This window comes from Pseudomonas laurylsulfatiphila, from assembly GCF_002934665.1.
Taxonomy (GTDB): Bacteria; Pseudomonadota; Gammaproteobacteria; order Pseudomonadales; family Pseudomonadaceae; genus Aquipseudomonas; species Aquipseudomonas laurylsulfatiphila.
This window is the reverse complement of record NZ_NIRS01000007.1, coordinates 113228-136667: the sequence shown is the minus strand read 5'-3', so window position 1 is coordinate 136667 and position 23440 is coordinate 113228. Positions and strand designations below refer to the sequence as shown.

The window sequence follows — 23440 nt, the reverse complement described above, 5'->3', positions numbered from 1 at the left end:
CTGCGATCCTTTGATCTATGCCTTGGCCGGCTCCAGTGCCAACTCCACAGTCTCCGACCGCTTGACCAGCGCATACACCACCGCCGTCAACAGACTCCCCGCGACGATCGCCAGCAGATACAACAGCGCATGGTTGATCGCATTCGGGATCGCCAGCACGAACAAACCTCCGTGGGGTGCCATCAGTTTACAGCCGAAATACATCGACAGCGCACCGGTCAGCGCACCGCCGGCGATACTTGCCGGAATCACCCGCAACGGATCTTTCGCGGCAAACGGAATCGCCCCTTCGGAAATGAAGCACAACCCCAGCACCAGCGCCGCTTTACCGGCTTCGCGTTCAGTCTGCGCAAACTTGCGCCGGGCAATGAACGTGGCGATGCCAAGACCAATCGGCGGCACCATACCGGCGGCCATGGTCGCCGCCATCGGCGCGTAACTCTGCGAGGCCAGCAAGCCGACCGAGAAAGCATAGGCTGCTTTATTGATCGGCCCGCCGAGGTCGACGCACATCATGCCGCCCAGCAGTACACCGAGCAGGATCGCGTTGGTGGTGCCCATGCTGTCGAGGAAGTGCGTGAGCCCGGCAAGCATCCCGGCGACCGGTTTGCCGACCACGTAGATCATCACCAGACCGGTGAACAGGCTCGCCAGCAGCGGGATGATCAGGATCGGCTTCAGCGCCTCAAGGCTCTGCGGTAAGCGTGCATATTTATTGATCGCCCTGGCCGCATAACCGGCGAGGAAACCGGCGATGATCCCGCCGATGAAGCCGGCGCCCAGGGTGCTCGCCAACATGCCACCGATCATCCCCGGCGCGAGGCCAGGACGGTCGGCAATGGAATAGGCGATATAGCCTGCCAGCAGCGGCACCATCAGCTTGAACGCAGTGTCGCCACCGATCTGCATCAACGCCGCTGCCAGCGTGCCCTCTTCCTTGAAAGCGGTGATACCGAACACGAACGACAAGGCGATCATCAAGCCACCGGCGACCACCATCGGCAACATGAACGACACGCCGGTCAACAGGTGTTTATAGACGCCCGTCTTCTCCTGTTTGGCCGTTGTTTGGGCAGCGTTCGCTGCACTTTCCTGTTGACCTTCGGCCAAGGCTTTTTTCAAGGTCGCTTCGGCTTGCTTGAGGGCAATGCCGGTGCCACAGCGATAGATTTTCTTGCCGGCGAAACGCTCGGTGGCGACTTCGATATCGGCCGCCAGCAGCACCACATCGGCCTCGGCTATCGCTTGCGCGCTCAATGGATTACGCGCGCCGACCGAGCCCTGGGTTTCCACCTGCAGGTCATAGCCCAGGCGTTTGGCCGCTTGCTGCAAGGCTTCGGCGGCCATGAATGTGTGAGCGACACCCGTCGGGCACGCGGTGACGGCCACCAGTCGCGGCGCGTTCTGGACAACCGCCACGGGTTCGACAACGGCTTCATCAGCGGCGTAAACCTGTGCTTCCCGGGCACCACGTCGCAGTAGGGCTTCCACGTCTTGCAGGGCCTGGGCCGGGGTGCTCTGGAACACGCGCTTGCCGACAAACCGCGCCATGTCCACTGGCGCGCTGGTCACCAGCAGCACCCACTCTGCCGCGTCGAGGGTGGCCGCCGACAATTGCTTTTCGGGATGTGCGGCATCGCTGATTTCGACACTGGTGCTCCAGCCCTGACGCTGGGCCGCGGCATCGAGCAGCCGGGCACACAGCACACTGGTGACCATGCCGTTCGGGCAGGCCGTAACGATGGCTAACTTCATGACAAACCCTCTTATTGTTCTGTCAGGGGACGCACGCGCACACCCTGTTCGAGCTGCGCCAGTTGCGCTGCATCGCCAATGCCGAATCCGATCTGGGTCACTGCCATCGCGGCAATCGCCGTGGCAGTGCGCAAGGTTTGCTCCGGCGTATCGGCACTGAGCAAACCGTGAAGCATCCCCGCCAGCAATGAATCACCCGCTCCCACCGTACTGGCAACGCTGACCCTGGGGGGCGTGGCATGCAGCGCCGAGCCGACGCTGAACCAGTTCACGCCTTCGGCGCCGTGGGAAATCACCACATGCTCGATGCCTTGGGCGTGCAAACGCTCCGCCGCCAAGGCCTGCGCACTGATCGACACAACCTCGCAGCCCAGCACCTCGGCCAGCTCTTCAGTGTTGGGTTTGATCAGCCAGGGGCCCGCTTTGAGCGCTGCACGCAACGCATCGCCGCTGGTGTCGAGGGCAACGTTCAGACCCAGCGTCTTCAAGCGCACAATCAGCGCCTGCAACCACTGCGCGTTGACGCCCAAGGGCAAGCTTCCGGCAACCACCACCGCATCGTGACCCGGGGCAATCTGCTCCAGTCGATTCATCAAGGCCTGCTGTGCCGCTTCGCTGACCTGCGGCCCCGGTCCGTTGATGTCGGTGATGCGTCCGTCGCTTTCCGCCAGTTTGATGTTGCTGCGGGTCTCGCCTGGAACACGGATGAAGGCGTCGACAAAACCGCGTTTGGCGAACAGCGTTTCAAACGCTTGCAGGTTGTCTTCGCCAAGAAAGCCACTGACGGTCAACTGATGCCCAAGGTCCGCCAGCACTTGCGCCACGTTTACGCCTTTGCCGGCGGCGTGGGTATGCATGACATCGCTGCGATTGACCTGACCGGCTTCAAGGCGCGGCAACTGGACGGTCAGGTCCAGCGCCGGGTTGAGGGTCAGGGTGAGAATACGGGCCATTACAGAGCCTCCACGAGTGCGCGCACTTCATTGGCGCTGCCCACGGCCAGGGCCTGTCGGGCAAGGGTTTGAGTCTGAGTGAAGCTTAGTTCGCGAATCCGCGCCTTGACCTCGGCGATACTGCGAGCCCCGACGCTGAGTTCATCCACCCCGAGGCCGACCAGCACCGGCACTGCCAGCGGATCGGCCGCCAGCTCACCGCACACACCGACCCATTTGCCGTAGGCATGGGCCGCGCGCACGGTGATGTCGACCAGTTGCAGCACCGCCGGATGCAAGCCATCGGCCTGGGCCGAAAGCGTCGGGTGGCCACGGTCGATGGCCAAGGTGTATTGCGTCAGGTCGTTGGTACCGACGCTGAAAAAGTCGACCTCTTTGGCCAGCACCGGCGCCAGCAATGCCGCCGACGGCACTTCGATCATGATCCCCAGTTGCAGGTCGGCAACCGGGATCTCCTGACGCAGGCGTTCGGTCATGTCACGGGCCTGGCGCCATTCATCAACGCTGCCCACCATCGGGAACATGATCCGCAGCGGCCGGTTGTCGGCAGCCCGCAGCAAGGCGCGCAGTTGTGCTTCCATGATCTGCGGGCGCTGCAAGGTCAGGCGAATGCCGCGCACGCCGAGAAAGGGGTTTTCTTCCTTCGCAATCGGCCAGTACGGCAGCGGTTTGTCGCCACCGACATCGAGGGTCCGCACCACCAGCGGCCGCCCGGCCAGACCGTCGAGGACGCGACGGTACTCGACTTCCTGGGTCGCCTCGTCGGGCGCTTGCGGGTGGGCCATGAAAATCAGTTCGGTGCGCAACAGGCCGATACCTTCGGCGCCCTGCTCCACCGCACTGGTGACGCCGGCGCTTTCGCCGACATTGGCAAACACTTCGACAGCATGGCCGTCGGTGGTCAGTGCCGGCTGGTAGCGTTGCTCGGCGGCTGCCTTCAAACGCTGCTCGCGGGTATCGCGTTCGGCCGTCGCGCGCTGCAAGGTCATCACGTCGGCGTCCACATGCAGACGCCCACGCTGGCCATCGAGCAGCAATGGCGTACCCGACGCCAGCAGCAACACGCCGGGGCCGGCGCCGACCAATGCCGGAATGCCCAGGGCCCGGGCGACAATCGCACTGTGCGCCGTAGCGCCGCCCCGTGCGGTGAGAATTCCGGCCACGCGAGCCGGGTCGAGACGCGCAACGTCGGACGGGCCGACCTCGTCCATCACCAGAATGTACGGCTGATCCGGTTCGCTCGGGGTTTCGATACCACTGAGTTGCAGCAATACCCGACGCCCAATGTCGCGCAAGTCGGCAGCGCGTTCGGCGAGCAAGGCATCCTGCAACGCTTCCTGCTGTCGGGCCGCCGCTTCAATCACGACCATCCACGCGGCCTCCGCGCTTTCGCCCTGCTTGAGGCGCGTATCGACTTCATCGGTCAGCTCCGGGTCGTCGAGCATCTCCTGGTGGGTGATGAAGATTTCGCGAATGGCTTTGCTTTTGCTGCGCTCGATCAATCCCTGGATGTCCCGGCGCACCTGCGCCAGCGCGTGCTGGAGACGTTCACGCTCGATGGCGGCGGACTCACCGCGTAGTGGGTAATCGATGGTTTGCAGAACTTGAATATGCGCCGGGCCGATGGCGATGCCCGGTGCGGCGGCAATGGCCTGAACCACGCTGCCGGATATCGGGGCGAGGATCACTTCGGCCATATCGGCAACGACTTCCCGTGCCTGGCTGACTGGCGGCAGCGGCTCGACCTCTTCACCGAGGCCTTCTTCGATGGCGGCCAACAGGGCCGGCAACGCATCCGCCGCGATGCCCGGTTCGGCGATGAATTCCAGGACCTGCCCGCGACGGGCGCCGAGGCTGAGCAGCTTGCTCAGGCTCTTCACCGACACCGCGCTGTCGTGGCCATCGACGATTCGCACGCGGATTTCACCCTCAAAACTTTTCGCCAGTTGTGCGAGGATCTTCGCCGGCCGCGCATGCAAACCGTGGGCATTGGCCAAGGCAATGCGCGCACTGGGCCAGTCGGCGGGCACTTCACCACCGAGCACTTCGAGGACTTTGCGGCTGCTGGTGGCGCGCCCCAATTCATGGCCACGTCCTTCGATCAACAACGCGCACAGACGCTCGAGCAGGGCTTGATGGGCCTCACCGAGGCTCGCCAGGCAGAACAGTCCATTAAGTGGCTGCCCGAGATAGCGCAGCGGTTTGTCCGGGGTGACGAAGGCCAGGCCGGGGCGCTTCACCGTTTGCTCGCTGTGCAGCCACCACAGGCCATCGCCCAACGGCAGCGCTTCAACCTGTTGCAGTACGGCGGAGAAACCATTGCTCACGCAGTCGGCCTGCCGCAGCAAACGTGCGCCGCGCCACACCAGTTCTTCGAAATCTTCGGCCGCCACACCGAGGCCGATCATCTGCGCATCCAGCGCCAGCTCCTGCGGCGCGCCTTGCAGCAATTTCAGCAGCGCTTCAGCGGAACCGGCGCGACGCAGGGCCTGGCCCAGATCCGTCTCACCGAGCGCGCGGGTGAGCAATTGCAACAGGCGCAGATGCTCATCGGATTTGGCGGCGATACCGATCGCCAGGTAAACGATATGGCCGTCGCCCCAGTCCACACCCTCAGGGAACTGCATCAGGCGCACACCGGTGGTGAACACCAGGTCGCGGGTTTCAGGGGTACCGTGGGGGATGGCAATACCTTGACCGAGAAAGGTCGAGCCCTGGTCCTCCCGCGCCTGCAATCCGGCCAGATAGCCCTCGGCAACCAGGCCGTCGGCGACCAGATGCCGGGCCAGCAATTGCAACGCTGCGGACTTATCCACGGCCGACTGGCCCATGGAAATCTGCTCTACAGTGAGCTCGAGCATGCTTTCTCCTTTTTGGCGCCTTGGGGTGCCAGGTATTGTTTTGAATGAGTCAGCTCAGGCGCTTGGTCGTCACTTTTGGCGGTTTCACGGCAGAACCGGCCAAAGGCGCCTTTAACGTAGAAAATACGCTTGCTGAAACGTTTAATCTAGAATGAATGGCACGTTACTCGATAATGTCCCATCCTTGAAGCTCAACTTGTCGGATGCGTTGCGACAATGGTCGCCTGCCTTAATCGGTTAGGATTGACGAAAATGTCGAGGCAATCTCGAAAAAACAAGGAAACAGCGGGTTGAAACTCAGTGATATTGCCCAGTTGGCCGGTGTGTCCGTCACCACCGCCAGCTATGTCATCAATGGCAAGGCCGAACAACAGCGCATCAGCAGCGCCACCGTCGAACGCGTGCGCGCGGTCGTCGAACAACATGGCTTCACGCCTAATCCACAGGCCGCCGGCTTGCGCAGCCGACACACGCGCACCTTGGGGTTCATTCTGCCGGATCTGGAAAACCCCAGTTACGCACGAATCGCCAAATTGCTGGAACAAGGCGCCCGCGCCCGCGGTTATCAGTTGCTGATCGCCAGTTCCGACGATGCCCCGGACAGCGAAAGGCAATTGCTGCAACTGTTCCGCGCCCGACGTTGTGACGCGCTGATTGTCGCCAGTTGCCTGCCGGCCGGCGACGACAGCTATCGCCAGTTGCAGGCCAAGGGCATACCGATCATCGCCATCGACCGGGTCATGGACCCCGAGCGCTTCTGCTCTGTGATCAGCGACGACCGCGAGGCCAGCCTGCAACTGACCCGCAGCCTGCTGGAGCCGCTGCCCAAACAGATCGCCCTGATCGGTGCCCGCCCGGAGCTGAGCATCAGCCGGGAACGTACCGCGGGCTTCAAAGAGGCCCTCACCGGGTTCAACGGCGAAGTACTGATCGAAGAAGGCGAATCCTTCAGCCGCGAGTGCGGCAAACAATTGATGGAAGAGTTGCTGCTGCGCCTGGGCCATTTGCCCGACGCGCTGGTGACCACCTCCTACGTACTGCTTCAGGGCGTGTTCGATGCGCTGCACGACTTCCCGTTGAAAAACCGCCCGCTGCGCCTCGGTACGTTCGGCGACACCCAGCTGCTGGACTTCCTGCCGCTGCCGGTCAATGCCATGGCCCAGCAACACCAGTTGATCGCCGACAAAGCCCTCGCGCTCGCTCTGGCGGCCATCGAGCAGTCGGATTACCGGCCCGGCGTACAAGCCATTGCGCGCACGTTCAAGCAGCGTATTCGCCAGGACTGAACCGTGGAGCTGATCGATACCCACACCCATCTGGATTTTCCGGACTTCGACGCCGACCGCCAGGCGTTGCTGGCCGAAAGCCGCGCCCTCGGGGTGCGGCGGATCGTGGTGCTGGGGGTTTACCAGGCCAATTGGCAGCGGGTCTGGGAGCTGGTGCAGAGTGACCCCGACCTGCACGCCGCGTTCGGGCTGCATCCGGTGTATCTGGACGATCATCGCCCGCAACACCTGAGCGAACTCGGTGACTGGCTGACCCGTCTGGCTGGCCATCGGCAACTGTGTGCCGTGGGCGAGATCGGCCTGGACTACTTCATCGAATCCCTCGACCGCGACCGCCAACAGGCGTTGTTCGAGGCGCAATTGCAACTGGCGGCGGACTTCAATCTTCCGGCATTGATCCATGTGCGGCGTAGCCATGCGGCGGTGATTGCCACGCTCAAACGGTTTCGCCTGAAACGTGCCGGGATCATCCACGCCTTCGCCGGTAGCAAGGAGGAGGCGCGGGAATACATCAAGCTCGGTTTCAAGCTCGGCCTTGGCGGCGCCCCGACCTGGCCACAGGCGCTGCGCATGCACCGCGTGCTCGCCGAACTGCCACTGGATTCGGTGGTGCTGGAAACCGACTCGCCGGACATGCCGCCCGCCATGTTCCCCGGCCAGCGCAACAGCCCGGCACACTTGCCGGCCATCTGCGCGGCACTGGCGCCATGGATGGCAATCAGCCCGGCACGACTGGCGGCTGCCAGCACCGCCAACAGCTGCGAAGTGTTCGGCTGGTAATCAGTCAGCGTGAGCCCTGGCAGCTTCCAGAATCAGCGTCAGGTGCTGACGCCGGCGGAAGTAACGAACCACCGCGAAGTACACGAACAAGACGATCAGCGAAGCATTCAGCTGTTCGATGACGCTGAGCATTCCCACCCACTCCATCACCAACGCCACCAGCAAAGCCGTGCAGACCATCACCCGCAGGCTGGCGCGCAACAGCGAAAAAGAGTCGAGAGACTTGAAGCGCTTGATCTGTTCCGGACAACGTAACTGAACGTGTTTCCGGCAGTGGGCACAGGCAAACGCTTCATTGATCGCAATGGCGTTGAGTTGCCAGGGTTGAAGCAGCAACGTGCGCTGACAATGCGCACAGCGCCCCTGGACTCCTGTTGTTGCAGCAGACATGACCAAGCTCCTCCATGGGGGTAAGCCGCGTAACTCTTCCTTGATTGAAAACCAATAGCCAGCGCACAGAGAGAATCAGGAAGATTCTCTCCGCGAAAGGGAAAAAGTATTACGAAACATTCTGACAATACACCAAAATCGTGGGAGCGGGCTTGCCCGCGAAAGCGATCGTCCTGCCGCCGTCTTCGCGGGCAAGCCCGCTCCCACAGGGTCCCGAGGAAACTGTCAGACCCGGAATGCACTGATCAACTGTTTCAACTCCACCACCTGAGCCGACAACGCCCGGCTGGCGTCTTCGGTCTGATGCGCACCTTCAGCGGTACGCTCACCGGCGCGATTGATCTCGACGATGTTCTGGTCGATGTCGTGGGCCACGGCGGTTTGTTGCTCCACGGCGGCGGCAATCTGCTGGTTCTGGTCGACGATCATGCCGACCGCGCCCAGGATGTTTTCCAGCGCCCGCTGGACCTTTTCCGACTGCCCCACCGTGCCATTGGCCATTTCATGGCTGGTGCCCATGGCCTTGACCGCCGCGCCGACTCCACCATGGAGCTTGGCGATCATCTGCTCGATTTCTTCGGTCGATTGCTGGGTACGCTTGGCCAGGGTCCGGACTTCATCGGCTACCACGGCGAAACCGCGCCCCTGCTCACCGGCCCGTGCAGCCTCGATAGCGGCATTGAGCGCCAACAGGTTGGTCTGCTCGGCGATACTCTTGATCACTTCCAGAACGCGGCTGATGGACTGGCTGTCGCTGGCCAGTTGATTGATCACCAGCACCGACTGATCGATTTCGCTGGCCAGTGCGGCGATGCTGCCTTGCTGCGACTCCACCAGGCCGCGACCGCTGATGGTTTCGTCGTTGACGCTGTGGGCGCTGCTCACCGCCGCCGCAGCACTGCGCGCGACCTCCTGGGAAGTGGCCGACATCTGGTTCATCGCCGTGGCCACTTGTTCGATCTGTGTGCGCTGCCCGGCGACGGCCTGGTTGCTTTGCGCGGAAACGCTTTGCACCTGACCAGCCTGGCGCTCGACTTCACTGACGGTCTGGCCCACCCGCTCGATCAGGTCATGGATTTTCTTCACGGTGCCGTTGAACACCTCGCCCAACTCGCCCAGCTCGTCCCGGCTATGGGCGCTGAAGGTCACGGTCATGTCGCCGGCCGCCACCTTGTCCATCACCGCTCCCAGGCGCTTGAGCGTGGTGCGGGTCGAGGCATAGAAAGCGCCGTAGAGATAAAAGATCAACACGAATACGACTGATAACGCCACGGCCTGCAAGACCATGTGCGTGCGGTTCTGGTCCAGGCGTTGCTGCAACTGCGGCCCCAGATACTTGAGGGTTGCTTCGTTGAGTTGGTAAGTCTGGTCCATCAGGGCGCTGACCTGATCGTAAAAGCCCTGCCACGGCGCATCGAGGGTATCGGCCATGACCACTTGCTCTTCGAACAGCTCGCTGGCTTTCTTCAAGGATGCCCGGCTGCTATCGGCCTGAGCGGCCAGGGTATCGCGGGCGGCTTTGCTGGAACCCAAGGCGTCCTGCAACTTCAGGCCATATTCGGCCTGGAGCTTTTCAATCTGCGCCAGCAATTCATCGAAACGGGTACTCGACGCCGAGTTGATGAAACCCTGCCCCAATGAGTAAGACCCCATGGCCCGACCTTCGCCCAGAATCTGGGTGACACGTGGGGTGACGAGGGTGACGAGTTCACTCAACTGGCGCATGTCGCTCTGGTTGTCGCGACTGAGGCCGGACTGGCTGGTGATGAGCTGACTGAAAATCTGCGCGCTGCCCACCAGTTTGCCAATCAAGGCACTTTTGCTTTGCAGGGAGTTTTCCGTTTGCTGGGCCTTGAACGCGGCGATCATCTCGTCGCGCTTGCCATCAAACACCGCGACCTGCTCCGGGTCGCTGGTCATCGCCGTCAGCCCTTGCAGGCGAGTCAGAATATTCTGTTCAAGGATGCTGATCTTCGATTCGACATTGCCGGCCTTGCCGGATTGGCCGAGGCTGACATTGATTTGCACCAGGTTGTTCAGGGTTTCCAGATCGCGACGTAACGTCAGGCTGCTGCCCAACAGGTCGAGACTTTGCAGTTCGATGCGCGTGCCCTGGAATTCGCGGTAGGAGTCACGCACCAGATAGAAGTTGGTCACCAGCATCGGCACCAGGAACAGTACGCTGATCAGGCTGAACTTCATGCCGAAGCTCAGGCGATTCATCAGTGCGACAGCGGGATAGAGCAAGCTCTTCACTGGATGTCTCCCTTCAATTTCTTATTTTTTTTATTGGCAGGCGCAGACAGACAGCAGATAGCCACTATTCGGCGCTATCTCTGTATAACTTATATCGGCTGGATGTTTTGTAACTTAAAGTTAACGACAGGGCAAAGCACTCCAGGCAAGTAATCGCCCTGTGGCGAGGGAGCTTGTCGGGTCGCCGCACCGCCCCGTTCGGCTGCGCAGCAGTCGTAGGTCGTAGATCCCCGGTTCAACTGTCAAATCGCCTAGGGCGGCTTCGCCACCCAACGGGGGCAAGCCCCCTCGCCACAATGGCTCAGTGCAGGCCTAAGGCAGCACCGTCCACAACGCAAACCCGGCATACCAGAGCACTGCGGCACGCAGCAGCAGGTCCCAGATGCGGTCCAGGTTGTTGATACCTTCTGCACCGGCCACCGGTGCCGGAATTTCACCGGCCACCAACCCGACTTTCACGATCAATTGCGCGGCGCTGATGTTCCAGTTCAGCAGCTCATGCAGCATCACCCGACTGACCGCGACAAAATTACCGACCAACGCCAGGCTCGCTGCCAGCAGACGCACCGGCAACCAGTCGAAGGCGTGACGCAGTTGCCCGGCGCGCTCGACCAGCGCCGGGTTTTTCCCGTGTTCTTCGGCCAGCGCCAGCAGCCGATAACTCAGCGCCGCGACCGGCCCCAACAGGAAGTACCAGAAAATCACCGCGAAAAAGCTCTGGTAGGCCTCCCACAGCAAATGCCCTTCGACCTGCTCCAGCAACTGCTCGCCACTGTCTGCACAGATATCCAGATCGCGCTTGGCGACAAGGGCCGCTGCTTGCAGATCCTCCCGACGCCAGGCATCACGGAACGGCCCGAGATCGCCCAGCAGATCACCGCGCCCCAGGCTGTAGATCACGACCAGCAAATGGATCGGCAACGCGAGCAACCCGTAGGCCACCGGCTCGATGACGACCAGCAGCAAACCCAGCAACGCCACCGGCAACAAGACCACGACAGACAACACCAGCCATGGCCGGCCCGAAAGCCGCGGGCTGGCCTCAAGCTTGTTCAGCTCCTGTATCCAGCCACTGTCACGCTGAACCCGATGGCGCAGGGCCGAGAACTTTTCGATCCACACCGCCAACAGCAACACCAGAAAACTCATTGCCCATCCTCTTGTGCCAGAGCGGCGCGATAACGTGCCCAGTCGAACGCCGGCCCCGGATCGGTTTTACGCCCGGGTGCAATGTCGCTGTGCCCGCAGATACGCTCTGTTGTGATCGCCGTGAACGTCCGTTGCAATTGACGGGTCAGGGCCGTCAACGCGCCGTATTGCGCGTCGGTGAACGGCAGATCATCCGTGCCTTCGAGCTCGATGCCCACGGAAAAATCGTTACAGGTTTCCCGCCCCTCGAAGCTCGAGACCCCTGCATGCCACGCACGCTCAAGGCATGAAACAAACTGGGTGACCGTTCCGTCACGCTCGATCAGAAAGTGCGCGGACACCCGCAAATCCGCAATCCCTTCAAAATAGGGATGTTCAGTGACATCCAGGCGATTCTGGAAAAATTCCTGCACCTTGCCCGTGGCGAACTGCGCCGGTGGCAGGCTGATGTTATGGATCACCAGCAGGGAAATCTCGTCTGTGGGGCGCGCATTGAAGTTGGGTGAGGGGCAGACATGCACACCCTGAATCCAACCGCTCGCGGGGTCCAACTGCATACCGATTCCTTCAACGTCGACTGTATTGGCACAGTATGCCGCGATATTCCCCCAAGGCGCGATCACTTGCCGTGCTTGAGACGCTTGAGGTTGCCGATCACCCGCTCGAGAGCTCGCTCGAACAGCAAGGTGTCGTCAAGCACTCGCGCCACCCCATTGCGCAGCTCCAGGGCCAGGTCAGGGCGACTGCGCTCGAGCACTTTCATGCCGGTGCGGTTGACGAAGATGTATTTGCCCGTGGTTGCAATGATGGCCACCAGTTTCCAGCGAAGGCTGTTTTCCGGGTCTTCCTGAAACTCGACCCAACAGCCCGGAAGCATTTTATCGACCTGACGCAAACCCGCATCGTCCGCCAGCAAACGTATCGGCTCACTGTGCACCTGACTTTCCTCGGCCATGTTCAGGACGACAGGCGTCAGCACCTCGATCATCAGCGACGCACTGGCGGGCGAGTCCCCCGCTGCCTGAACGTGCAGGTTTTCCAGCTCGCTGAAAAACTCGCTGGCGGCAAACGGATCGAACGCCGACGAGTTCAGCCCGTCGCGCAACGACTTGAGCAAATCCGGTACCAGGGCCAACATCCTGGTCACATCGGACTCGTGGTGGCGCTGAACGCTCCAGACCAATTGCTCCAGGGTACGCACATCGGCATGCCACTCAGCCGACTGATCGCCATGCTTGAGGTACGTCAGCAGCAGTACCTTGCTCCAGGCCTCCTGGACAAACCCCAGCACGCCTTGCGGCAGGAACTTGCCAAACAACGCCTGATTCAACACCTGCTCGACACGCTGGCGGGCCAGCCCGGTCTTGGCTCGTCCTTCCTCGGCATCACGAATGCGTTGCTCGAGCAACTCGCTACGACGGCGCTCGTCCTGGGTAAACGCGAGAAAGTCGGCCAGCAGTTCGGAAAATATCGCGGGGTCATCGACAAAGTCATTCAACAAACGTTGTACGACCTGATCGATGCGCACGTACAGGTTGTCACGCTGATGATCGTCACAGGCGTCCCAACCCATTGCCGCGCTGGCGATTTCGTTGAGCAGGCGTCGTGCCGGATGACTGCTGCGACTGAAGAAACTCTTGTCGAGCACCGCCACCTTGACCAGGGGAATCTGCAATCGGCCGATCAGCGCCTTGAGCGGATCCGGCAGATTGCGATCATCGAGCATGCATTCAAACAGCATGGCGACCAGGTTGATCACATCTTCATCGGCCTCCCCGAAAACCCGCGACCTGCCACTTTTGACGCTGACCCGGGTCAGTAACTGTTCGAGCTGGTTGCGCAGGTCAAAATCGTCCACGACTGCCGGGGCCGGCACGTATTGCTGCAAATGCGACAGCAGGCGCAACAGATCGCGCGTGGAAATCGGCAGCGCAGTGGCACTGACTTCCAGCGTTGGCGACAGGCTGCCGCGAACGTTGAACAGCAGGGCCTGCAACGCGGCGAAAACCGCCTGGACATTGTCATCGATGGGCAAGCAGACCGGGGTGGCGCCCTCATCGATCGATTCGACGGGGGTGCTGTCGGGCCGATCCATGGTACGGCGCACCGGGGCCGGTTTAAGGTCGGGCAACACACCGGTAGCGAGCAGCAGTTGATTGGCTTCGGCGTAAAGCTGATCGGTCTCGCTGAGGACATAACGCTCGAACAACCCGAGGATAATCAGCTTGACCTTGATCTCCAGCCCCTGCTGGCGTGCAGCCTGCAAGAAGTATTCGCAGAGCATCGCCGGGCTCAGGGGGTTGTGCAGATCGCCCAACGCCTTGCCCGACAAGGCACAGAGTCGGGCCGTCAGTTGATCCAGGGCCACCCCGTCGCGGTCCAGCACCCGGCTGACCATCGCTTCCACCGCGGCTGTTCGCTCCCGCTCGTCATCGGTTTGCGCGAAGGATGCATCGGCCGCCAAGGCCTGGGGCATGGCCGCAATGGCGGGGTCGTATTGGGCAAGCCGGATGAACGCATCGAAAAACTGCTCGAGAAACACCCGCTCGATGCTTTGATGCTTGAGACGCAAATCGCGCATTGTTTGAAAGAAGATGTTCTGCTCGACGTCACAGCGGGCTCGGTCAGCCATTTCGAAGAGGGTGTCGTCGGCGTTATCGAACAACGCCTGCAATCCGTGTCGCAGCTGTTGCGCGGCCTTGTCGCGAACCTGGAGAAGAATTGCCGGCAGTCGGGGGAGTGGCGAGTGAGCCACCTGGTCGGTAGTTGCCTTGTGCAAAGGCACTACATTCCCGTCGTTGTGCATTCGGCCTCCCTGGAACGGTGATGCTTTGACTCGTCAAAGCGATGACGTCAAATACAAGGCAAATTATCTTGTAAAAGCTCACCTTTGCACCAGAAGACTCTGCACTTCATCTCAAACAGGCGTTTGCTCGGTAGCGCTGGCCCGCACCGCCCCCCTCAGGGATTCGACCAAATGCAGGCGCCATTGCCAACGTAACGCTCTGATGCCTTGGGTTGGTCCGTGCCATGGCCCTATAATCGAGCCACTTTGTTTGTGGAGTCCGTTATGCCGAATCTACGTCTCGCCGATCTGACCGCCGAAATCGAAGCCAACGTGCGCCGTGCGTTGCTTGAAGACATCGGCAGCGGCGACATTACCGCGCAGTTGATCCCGGCCGAACGCCTGGCCAAAGCCACCATCATCACCCGCGATGCGGCCGTCATCAGCGGCACCGCCTGGGTGGATAACGTGTTTCGGCAACTGGACCCACGAGTGGCAGTGCACTGGCAGGTTGCCGACGGTGAACGGGTGACGCCCAATCAGGTGCTGTTCCACCTCGAAGGCCCGGCGCGCTCACTGTTGACCGGTGAACGAAGCGCCCTGAATTTCCTGCAACTGCTCTCCGGCGTGGCGACCCGCGCGCAATACCTGGCGGACTTCGTGGCCGAGACTCAGGTCAAGTTGCTCGACACCCGCAAGACGCTGCCGGGGCTGCGTCTGGCGCAAAAGTACGCCGTTACCTGCGGCGGCTGCCACAACCACCGCATCGGCCTGTATGACGCCTTCCTGATCAAGGAAAACCACATCGCCGCCAGCGGCGGCATCGCGCAGGCCATCGCTGCCGCGCACAAGATCGCCCCGGGAAAACCGGTCGAGATTGAAGTGGAAAGCCTGGATGAACTGAAAGAAGCGCTGGCGGCCGGTGCCGACATCATCATGCTCGACGAACTGAGCCTGGACGACATGCGCGAAGCCGTGCGCTTGAACGCCGGCAAGGCCAAGCTGGAAGCCAGCGGCGGGATCAACGAGAGCACGCTGCTGCCGATTGCCCGGACCGGGGTGGATTACATTTCGATCGGTGCAATGACCAAGGATGTGAAGGCGATCGATCTGTCGATGCGCTTGAGTATCTGAGAAGCAAAGCAATCGTGCAGGAGCCCGGCTTGTCGGCGATAGCGTCCTTGAGATCGCCATCGCCGGCAAGCCGGGCTCCTACAAAAGCGGCCTGGCAGGCAGGCGGCTCAAACCACCAGATTGTTCATCTCGCAGTATTCTTCCCACTCGACGCCCAAAACTTCGGCCGCCTCTTTGTGCAACTGCAGGCGGGCGGCCTCGTACTCCTCCGGGGTCGAGGTGTACTTGAGCGTCAACTCCCACGGCTGCAAGCCCTGGGCTTCGGCTTCATCCTCGAAGGCCCATTGAATCTGGTCTTTCTGATCGTCCGGACTCAAGTCCTTGATCTCGTCCATCAATTCGGGCGCGTCCAGCACGTACTTCTTGAGGGCTTCTTCGTGTCTTTCTTCTTGGCTCAATTCTTTTACGGTCATGTTGTTCTCGCTGATCTGGGGAATGGAAGATGGATCTGGATCATCAAGGATCTCTCTGACGCAGAAGAACCGCTTGTAGTCAGGTCTGTCTGGCCTTCAGAACCATTCGGGATCATCTGAAAACTGCTGGGCGAAGCTCATGCAGCTTCCGAATATAGGATGTTTGTCGGACGATTTGCACGTCTCTTTACATCTCCCCACAAAAAGTTGTGCACAGGATGTGCTGATGGCGGCGGGAACATAAATTCAAATCCCAAGTCATAGCGATGTGCCATATCGGCACTTCACAAGGAACCTCAGTGATGCGCAGCATTTCCAGATCTTCGTCTGTTGTGCTTACAACCGCATTGTTCGCCAGCCTGGCACTGCCGTTTCCGGTGCTGGCCGCTATCGAAGTGAGCAGCGATCCCCCCTCGTTTGGCGACAAGATCCCGGCTCTCCACTACGAGTACGACAAGTACACCCTGGTCAAAACCGGGATAAGTGCCGATGACCTGCAAAGCATGCAAAAGTCGCTGAAGGACACCTCAGGGAATGTCGAAGACCTGGAGAAAACCGTCAGCGAACAACAACGCACGATTGAGGATCTCAAGCGCAGCAACGGTTCCAGCTCAAGCTCCAGCGGCAGGGAAATCGACGAGCTCAAGCGCAAGGTGGCCGAGCAGGACCGCGAACTCGACAACCTCAAGCGGACCGTCGAGGACTTGAGCAGAAAGGTGAAATAACCAGAGGGGAGATGGTGCCCGAGACAGGAATCGAACCTGCGACCTTCGCGTTACGAGTGCGCTGCTCTACCGGCTGAGCTACACGGGCGGTGCGCTAAACCTAGCATTGCTATCGAGGTCCGGCAACTTCGCGCAATGTCTCGATGTTTCGCAGACAAAAAAATGCCCCGCCGTTTTCACGGCGGGGCATTTTTTACAACGTTGAAGCGGTCAGGCGTGAGGCGCGATTAAACGCCCGAAGCCTTGGCAGCTGCCACGTCTTTGATGGACAGCTTGATACGGCCGCGGTTGTCCACGTCCAGTACCAGCACTTCCACTTCCTGGCCTTCTTTCAGGATGTCGGTCACTTTCTCTACGCGAGCGTCGCTCAGCATCGAGATGTGAACCAGACCGTCCTTGCCTGGCAGGATGTTGACGAATGCGCCGAAGTCGACGATGCGCTCTACCTTGCCGACGTAGATCTTGCCGATCTCGGCCTCAGCGGTGATACCCAGAACGCGCTGACGTGCGGCTTCAGCAGCTTCCTTGGTTTCGCCGAAGATCTTGATCGAACCGTCGTCTTCGATGTCGATCGAAGCCTTGGTTTCTTCGCAGATCGCACGGATGGTCGCGCCACCTTTACCGATAACGTCACGGATCTTGTCGGTGTCGATCTTCATCGCGATCATGGTCGGAGCGTTGGCCGACAGTTCGGTACGCGACTGGCCAATGATCTGGTTCATCTGGCCGAGGATGTTCAGGCGCGCTTCCAGGGCTTGGCCCAGAGCGATCTCCATGATTTCTTCGGTGATGCCCTTGATCTTGATGTCCATCTGCAGCGCGGTGACGCCTTTGGCGGTACCGGCTACCTTGAAGTCCATGTCGCCCAGGTGGTCTTCGTCACCCAGGATGTCGGTCAGGACGGCGAACTTCTCGCCTTCTTTAACCAGACCCATGGCGATACCGGCAACCGGAGCCTTCATTGGAACGCCAGCGTCCATCAGGGCCAGGGAAGCACCGCAAACGGAAGCCATCGAGCTGGAACCGTTGGATTCGGTGATTTCCGACACTACACGGATGGTGTACGGGAAAACGTCAGCGGCAGGCAGCATGGCCGAAACCGAACGACGGGCCAGACGGCCGTGACCGATTTCACGACGACCAGCGCCACCCATGCGACCACACTCGCCCACCGAGAACGGAGGGAAGTTGTAGTGCAGCATGAACGGGTCTTTTTTCTCGCCTTCCAGGGTATCGAGCAGCTGTGCATCACGGGCAGTACCCAGAGTTGCAACGACCAGGGCCTGGGTTTCGCCACGGGTGAACAGGGCCGAACCGTGGGTCTTTGGCAGAACACCGACTTCGATGTTCAGCGGACGTACGGTGCGGGTGTCGCGACCGTCGATACGCGGCTTGCCGTTTACGATGTTTTCGCGAACGGTGCGGTATTCAATTTCACCGAAAGCTGCTTTGACTTCGCTGGAAGAAGGCTGGCCTTCTTCACCGGACAGCTTGGCAACGACTTGGTCCTTCAGCTCGCCCAGGCGAGCGTAACGGTCGGCCTTGACGGTGATGGTGTAGGCCTGGGAGATCGCTTCGCCGAACTCGGCACGGATAGCGCCCAGCAGTTCGGTGGCTTCTGGCGCAGGAGCCCAGGTCCAGGTTGGCTTGGCAGCTTCGGCAGCCAGTTCTTTGACCGCGTTGATCACAACCTGGAACTCGTCGTGAGCAAACAGTACCGCGCCCAGCATCTGGTCTTCGGTCAGCTCTTTGGCTTCCGATTCAACCATCAGCACGGCGTCCGAAGTACCGGCAACGACCATGTCCAGGCTCGAAGCAGCTTGCTGCTCGTAAGTCGGGTTCAGCAGGTAGCCGGTGCTTTCGTGGAAAGCAACGCGGGCAGCGCCGATCGGGCCATCGAAAGGGATACCGGAGATGGCCAGGGCAGCCGAGGTACCGATCATCGCAGCGATGTCCGGATCGGTCTTCTTGCTGGTGGAAACGACGGTGCAGACAACCTGCACTTCGTTCATGAAGCCTTCAGGGAACAGCGGACGGATCGGACGGTCGATCAGTCGGGAAGTCAGGGTTTCTTTCTCGGAAGGACGGCCTTCGCGCTTGAAGAAACCGCCAGGGATCTTACCCGCAGCGTAAGTCTTTTCCTGGTAGTGAACAGACAGAGGGAAGAAGCCCTTGCCTGGATCGGCTTGCTTGGCACCGACTACGGTCACCAATACGCTGACGTCGTCGTCAACGGTGACCAATACTGCGCCGGAGGCCTGACGGGCGATACGGCCAGTCTCGAGGGTAACGGTCGACTGACCGAACTGGAATTTTTTGATTACCGGGTTCACGGTGTCCTACCTTCTTTGTGGCTCTTGGGGGAACTGGTTTCTTGCGAAATTCTTGGGCAATGTCGGGAATCGGCCCGACCGGTTTGTCCAGGTGTTACTCAGGCAAAGCAGGTATCCAGATAAAACTTGAGGCTGGGAGCCTGCCATGCGCCGGCGGGAAACCCGCTGGTGCACGACAGACAACCAACCTCTAGCGCAATCGCTTATTAGCGACGCAGACCCAGGCGACCGATCAGAGTCTGATAGCGACCCAGATCCTTGCCTTTCAGGTAGTCCAGCAGCTTACGACGCTGGTTAACCATGCGGATCAGACCACGACGGGAGTGGTGGTCTTTACCGTTGGCCTTGAAGTGACCTTGCAGCTTGTTGATGTTGGCGGTCAGCAGTGCAACTTGCACTTCTGGCGAACCAGTGTCACCAACAGCTTGCTGGTAGTCAGCAACGATTTGAGCTTTTTCTTGAACGTCGAGAGCCATGAGGCAATCCTTTTATCAGGAAACTGTTTCAGAAAAACAGTTTCAACAGGCCAGGGACAAATCCCTGTATCTAAAAATGAGTAGTGACCGTGCCTGTTAACAGCCACCCTCGTTCGGTCATTCTGACCGAATCAGTCGACGTGGCGCGATGCGCCCGTCTTCGCTCACTTCACCGATACCGATGAAGCGACCATTGTGATCCTGTACCCGCACCATGCCGAACTTCGGAGCATCCGGGGCACGTACCGGCTGGCCGTTGAGCCAGTAGAACGCGCTTGCTTCGGAGAACTGCAACAGTGGCCAATCCAGCAGGCCGCTGTCCGATGGCATCAGGAAGCGATCGACCGCTTCGTTGCCGCCTTCGGCATGTACCGCTTCCAGCTCTTCGAGAGTAACAGTCTGCGCCAGGGTGAATGGCCCGGCCTGGGTACGTCGCAGTTCTGCAACGTAAGCGCCACAACCGAGTTGCTCACCGATATCCTCCACCAGGGTACGGATATAGGTGCCTTTGCTGCAATCCACCGCCAGCCGCGCAGTATCACCTTCGAAGGCCAGCAATTCCAAGCGCGTAATAGTAACAGAACGCGGTTCGCGCTCCACTACTTCGCCTGCACGAGCCAGCTTGTACAGCGGCTGGCCATCACGCTTGAGCGCCGAGTACATCGGCGGTATCTGACTGATTTGCCCACGAAATTTCGGCAGTACAGCCTCGATATCGGTGCGACCAACGGTCACCGGGCGTTCCTGCAAAACTTCACCTTCGGCATCCGCCGTGGTGGTGGTCTTGCCCAGTTGCGCCAGGGTTTCGTAACCCTTGTCGGAATCGAGCAGGTATTGCGAGAACTTGGTGGCCTCGCCGAAGCACAGCGGCAACACGCCGGAGGCCAAGGGATCGAGACTGCCGGTATGACCTGCCTTTTCGGCGTTCAGCAACCAGCGAACCTTCTGCAAGGCCGCGTTGGAGGTGAACCCCAGCGGCTTGTCGAGAAGGATAATGCCGCTGACGTTGCGACGGATACGTTTGACCTGAGCCACCGATTACTCCTTGGTGTCTTCGGCTTCTGCCGCAACCGGATGCTGATTGTCTTCAGCCACTGCGCGCTCGATCAATGCCGACAGATGCGCACCACGCACGACGCTTTCGTCGTAGTGGAAGTGCAGCTGTGGAACGCTGCGCAGCTTCATCTCGCGCGCCAGCTGCATGCGCAGGAAACCGGCGGCGGAGTTCAGCACCTTGATGCTTTGTGCGATTTCTTCGGCGCTGTCCTGCCCCATCACGGTGATGAAGATCTTGGCGTGACCGACGTCACGGCTGACTTCCACTGCGGTGATGGTGACCAGGCCGACGCGCGGGTCTTTGACTTCACGACGGATCAGTTGTGCCAGCTCACGCTGCATCTGATCGCCGATACGTTGGGTACGGCTGTATTCTTTTGCCATGTCTTGTTACCTGTAACTGCCCCACGGTGAAACCCGCAAGGTCTGAAAGCGGCAAACGCCCGGCCTGACAAAAGCCAGACCGGGCGTTGCGTTTAGAGTCCTGGTGACGAATTGCGCATTTGCATGCGGCTACCCGTCACGGCTCCTGAAGTGCGCGAATTAGAGGCTGCGAGCAACCTGCACCTTCTCGAAGACTTCGATCTTGTCACCGACCTTGACGTCGTTGTAGCTCTTCACGCCGATACCGCACTCCATGCCGGCACGTACTTCGGAAGCGTCATCCTTGAAGCGGCGCAGGGATTCCAGCTCGCCTTCGAAGATAACGATGTCTTCACGCAGTACACGGATTGGACGGTTACGGTGCACAACACCTTCGATAACCATGCAACCGGCGATCGCGCCAAACTTCGGCGAACGGAACACGTCACGCACTTCGGCGATGCCCAGGATGTTCTCGCGAACATCGCTGCCGAGCATACCGGTCAGGGCTTTCTTGACGTCTTCGATGATGTCGTAGATCACGTTGTAGTAACGCATATCCAGACCTTCCTGCTCGACGATCTTGCGCGCGCCGGCATCGGCACGCACGTTGAAGCCGAACAGTACAGCGTTGGAGGCCAGTGCCAGGTTGGCATCGGATTCGGTGATACCACCGACGCCGCCACCGACCACACGCACTTGCACTTCGTCGTTACCCAGGCCGTTCAAGGCGCCGTTCAACGCTTCCAGCGAACCACGGACGTCGGATTTGAGGACGATGTTGAGCGTCTTCTTCTCTTCCTGACCCATGCTTTCGAAGATGTTTTCCAGCTTGCCGGCGTGAGCGCGAGCCAGTTTGACTTCGCGGAACTTGCCTTGACGGAACAGAGCCACTTCACGGGCTTTCTTCTCGTCGGCAACCACGCTCATCTCGTCGCCAGCGTCCGGGGTACCGTCCAGGCCGAGGATCTCGACAGGGATGGCCGGACCGGCTTCCTTGATTGGCTTACCGTTCTCGTCGAGCATGGCACGCACGCGGCCATAGTTCGAACCGACCAGGACCATGTCGCCCTGACGCAGGGTACCGTCTTGAACCAGCACGGTAGCCACCGGGCCACGGCCCTTGTCCAGGCGGGATTCAACCACGACACCACGGCCAGGAGCCGATGGGGTTGCAGTCAGTTCCAGGACTTCGGCTTGCAGCAGAACGGCTTCGAGCAGTTCGTCTACACCGGTACCCATCTTCGCCGAAACCGGTACGAATGGAGTGTCGCCACCCCACTCTTCCGAGGTCACGCCGTGTACCGACAGTTCGCTACGGATGCGATCGAGGTCAGCACCTGGCTTGTCGATCTTGTTCACCGCGACAACCAGCGGAACGCCAGCAGCCTGGGCGTGCTGAACAGCTTCGATGGTTTGCGGCATTACGCCGTCGTCCGCTGCAACCACCAGGATCACGATGTCGGTCGCCTTGGCACCACGGGCACGCATCGCGGTAAACGCGGCGTGACCAGGGGTGTCGAGGAACGTCACCATGCCACGGTCGGTCTCAACGTGGTACGCACCGATGTGCTGGGTGATACCACCGGCTTCGCCAGCAGCAACCTTGGCACGACGGATGTAGTCGAGCAGGGAAGTCTTACCGTGGTCAACGTGGCCCATTACGGTCACGACGGGGGCACGGGAAACTGCTTCGCCTTCAAACTTCAGGGACTCGGCCAGGGAATCTTCCAGGGCGGTGTCGCTGACCAGGGTCACTTTGTGGCCCAGCTCTTCGGCAACCAGCTGGGCAGTTTCCTGATCCAGTACCTGGTTGATGGTCGCTGGAGTACCCAGTTTGAACATGAACTTGATGATTTCAGCAGCCTTGACCGACATCTGCTGGGCCAGATCGCCCACAGTGATGGTCTCGCCGATCTTCACTTCGCGCACGACAGGGCCGGTTGGGCTCTGGAAACCGTGGGCGTTGCGCTTCTTCAGCTTGGCCTTGCCGCGACCACCACGACGGAAGCCATCGCTTTCTTCGTCGGTGGTACGTGGGGCAACGCGTGGCGCTGGCGCCTTTTCCTTGACCGAAGCACGATGCGGAGCGTTTTTGCGCTCGCCATCGCCGCCACCGCGACGATTGTTGTCGTCGGCACGTGGCTTGTCCGGACGGCGTTGCTCGTCACGCTTGCGAGTGTCTGCCGCAGGTGCCGGAGCGGCTGCCACTACCGGTGCGCTTTCACGCACTGGCTCGGCTACCACAGCAGGCGCTGCAACAGGTTCGGCTGGAGCGGTCGGCGCAGCAGCAGGCTGGCGACGCGCTTCTTCTTCGGCGCGACGCTTGGCTTCTTCTTCAGCCTTCTGACGTGCAGCATTTTCTACTGCGCGACGTTCATCCAGTTCACGCTTGCGCTCGGCTTCGATTTCTTCCGGGCTGCGCTGTACGAAGACTTTCTTCTTGCGTACTTCAACGCTGATGCTTTTGCTGCCAGCAACCCGCAGGGTGCTGGTGGTTTTACGCTGCAGCGTAATCTTGCGTGGTTCTTCCACTTTCGCCTTGTGGCTGCTTTTCAAGTGAGTCAGCAACGATTGCTTCTCACTGTCAGTCACACTTTCTTCGGCGGCGGTGTGCGGCAGACCTGCCTCACGCATCTGCTGCAACAGGCGCTCTACCGGTGTTTTGACCTCATCGGCCAGTTGTTTCACCGTGACTTGCGTCATGCACTTCTCTCCTCAGGCC

At 60.4% G+C, this 23440-nt stretch carries 18 protein-coding genes and 1 tRNA gene; 4 read left to right on the top strand and 15 right to left on the bottom strand.

Annotated elements, in window-relative coordinates; genetic code table 11:
• Positions 1–15: 15 nt before the first annotated feature.
• The 3 genes from CD175_RS25465 to ptsP are packed head-to-tail and all read right to left on the bottom strand — an operon-like array spanning position 16 to position 5569.
• Positions 16–1755: a PTS fructose-like transporter subunit IIB gene (locus tag CD175_RS25465; protein ID WP_104450903.1), complete on the bottom strand. Its 1740-nt coding sequence runs from the start codon at positions 1753–1755 to the stop codon at positions 16–18.
• A gap of 11 nt (positions 1756–1766) precedes the next feature.
• The gene (gene pfkB, locus CD175_RS25460) at positions 1767–2708 is read right to left on the bottom strand and encodes a 1-phosphofructokinase (protein WP_104450902.1); all 942 of its coding nucleotides are present in this window, start codon (positions 2706–2708) and stop codon (positions 1767–1769) included.
• Positions 2708–5569 (bottom strand): phosphoenolpyruvate--protein phosphotransferase, encoded by a 2862-nt coding sequence (gene ptsP, locus CD175_RS25455; RefSeq protein WP_104450901.1) that lies wholly within the window; start codon positions 5567–5569, stop codon positions 2708–2710. The genes pfkB and ptsP overlap by 1 nt, the downstream gene beginning before the upstream one ends.
• 290 nt (positions 5570–5859) lie before the next feature.
• Here ptsP and cra point away from each other — a divergent pair, with 290 nt between their 5' ends.
• Complete coding sequence (gene cra, locus CD175_RS25450; RefSeq protein ID WP_104450900.1) at positions 5860–6855, top strand: catabolite repressor/activator; 996 nt, start codon at positions 5860–5862, stop codon at positions 6853–6855.
• A 3-nt stretch (positions 6856–6858) separates the two neighbouring features.
• Complete coding sequence (locus tag CD175_RS25445; protein WP_104450899.1) at positions 6859–7635, top strand: TatD family hydrolase; 777 nt, start codon at positions 6859–6861, stop codon at positions 7633–7635.
• On the opposite strand, the gene CD175_RS25440 is transcribed toward CD175_RS25445, so the two are convergent.
• The 5 genes from CD175_RS25440 to CD175_RS25420 all read right to left on the bottom strand — a co-directional run bounded on the left by CD175_RS25440 (position 7636) and on the right by CD175_RS25420 (position 14236).
• Positions 7636–8025: a hypothetical protein gene (locus tag CD175_RS25440; protein WP_104450898.1), complete on the bottom strand. Its 390-nt coding sequence runs from the start codon at positions 8023–8025 to the stop codon at positions 7636–7638.
• A 225-nt stretch (positions 8026–8250) separates the two neighbouring features.
• Positions 8251–8955: a methyl-accepting chemotaxis protein gene (locus CD175_RS32170; protein ID WP_371919027.1), complete on the bottom strand. Its 705-nt coding sequence runs from the start codon at positions 8953–8955 to the stop codon at positions 8251–8253.
• 1638 nt (positions 8956–10593) lie between these two features.
• Positions 10594–11430 (bottom strand): regulatory signaling modulator protein AmpE, encoded by an 837-nt coding sequence (gene ampE, locus CD175_RS25430; RefSeq protein ID WP_104450896.1) that lies wholly within the window; start codon positions 11428–11430, stop codon positions 10594–10596.
• The gene (gene ampD / locus CD175_RS25425) at positions 11427–11987 is read right to left on the bottom strand and encodes a 1,6-anhydro-N-acetylmuramyl-L-alanine amidase AmpD (RefSeq protein ID WP_095965940.1); all 561 of its coding nucleotides are present in this window, start codon (positions 11985–11987) and stop codon (positions 11427–11429) included. The genes ampE and ampD overlap by 4 nt, the downstream gene beginning before the upstream one ends.
• A 62-nt stretch (positions 11988–12049) precedes the next feature.
• Positions 12050–14236: a DUF1631 domain-containing protein gene (locus tag CD175_RS25420; RefSeq protein ID WP_104450895.1), complete on the bottom strand. Its 2187-nt coding sequence runs from the start codon at positions 14234–14236 to the stop codon at positions 12050–12052.
• 264 nt (positions 14237–14500) lie between these two features.
• Between CD175_RS25420 and nadC the strand changes: the two genes are divergently transcribed.
• Positions 14501–15349: a carboxylating nicotinate-nucleotide diphosphorylase gene (nadC, locus tag CD175_RS25415; protein ID WP_104450894.1), complete on the top strand. Its 849-nt coding sequence runs from the start codon at positions 14501–14503 to the stop codon at positions 15347–15349.
• 107 nt (positions 15350–15456) lie between these two features.
• Here the strand turns inward: nadC and CD175_RS25410 are convergent, their stop codons facing one another.
• Complete coding sequence (locus CD175_RS25410; protein WP_104450893.1) at positions 15457–15762, bottom strand: DUF6388 family protein; 306 nt, start codon at positions 15760–15762, stop codon at positions 15457–15459.
• 302 nt (positions 15763–16064) lie between these two features.
• Between CD175_RS25410 and CD175_RS25405 the strand changes: the two genes are divergently transcribed.
• On the top strand, positions 16065–16487 hold the full coding sequence (locus CD175_RS25405; protein ID WP_104450892.1) for a hypothetical protein: 423 nt from the start codon (positions 16065–16067) through the stop codon (positions 16485–16487).
• Between the two features lie 12 nt (positions 16488–16499).
• Here the strand turns inward: CD175_RS25405 and CD175_RS25400 are convergent.
• From CD175_RS25400 to infB, 6 genes are all read right to left on the bottom strand, one after another.
• A tRNA-Thr gene (locus CD175_RS25400) sits at positions 16500–16575 on the bottom strand.
• A 139-nt stretch (positions 16576–16714) separates the two neighbouring features.
• Positions 16715–18820, bottom strand: coding sequence for a polyribonucleotide nucleotidyltransferase (pnp, locus tag CD175_RS25395; protein WP_104450891.1), 2106 nt, complete (start codon positions 18818–18820; stop codon positions 16715–16717).
• Positions 18821–19026: 206 nt separating this feature from the next.
• Positions 19027–19296 (bottom strand): 30S ribosomal protein S15, encoded by a 270-nt coding sequence (gene rpsO, locus CD175_RS25390; protein ID WP_015093441.1) that lies wholly within the window; start codon positions 19294–19296, stop codon positions 19027–19029.
• A 117-nt stretch (positions 19297–19413) separates the two neighbouring features.
• Entirely contained in the window at positions 19414–20331 is a 918-nt protein-coding gene (truB, locus tag CD175_RS25385) for a tRNA pseudouridine(55) synthase TruB (protein ID WP_015093440.1), read from the bottom strand.
• A gap of 3 nt (positions 20332–20334) precedes the next feature.
• Positions 20335–20736: a 30S ribosome-binding factor RbfA gene (rbfA, locus tag CD175_RS25380; RefSeq protein WP_007973108.1), complete on the bottom strand. Its 402-nt coding sequence runs from the start codon at positions 20734–20736 to the stop codon at positions 20335–20337.
• 159 nt (positions 20737–20895) lie between these two features.
• Positions 20896–23421: a translation initiation factor IF-2 gene (infB, locus tag CD175_RS25375; RefSeq protein ID WP_007973110.1), complete on the bottom strand. Its 2526-nt coding sequence runs from the start codon at positions 23419–23421 to the stop codon at positions 20896–20898.
• Positions 23422–23440 lie beyond the last annotated feature (19 nt).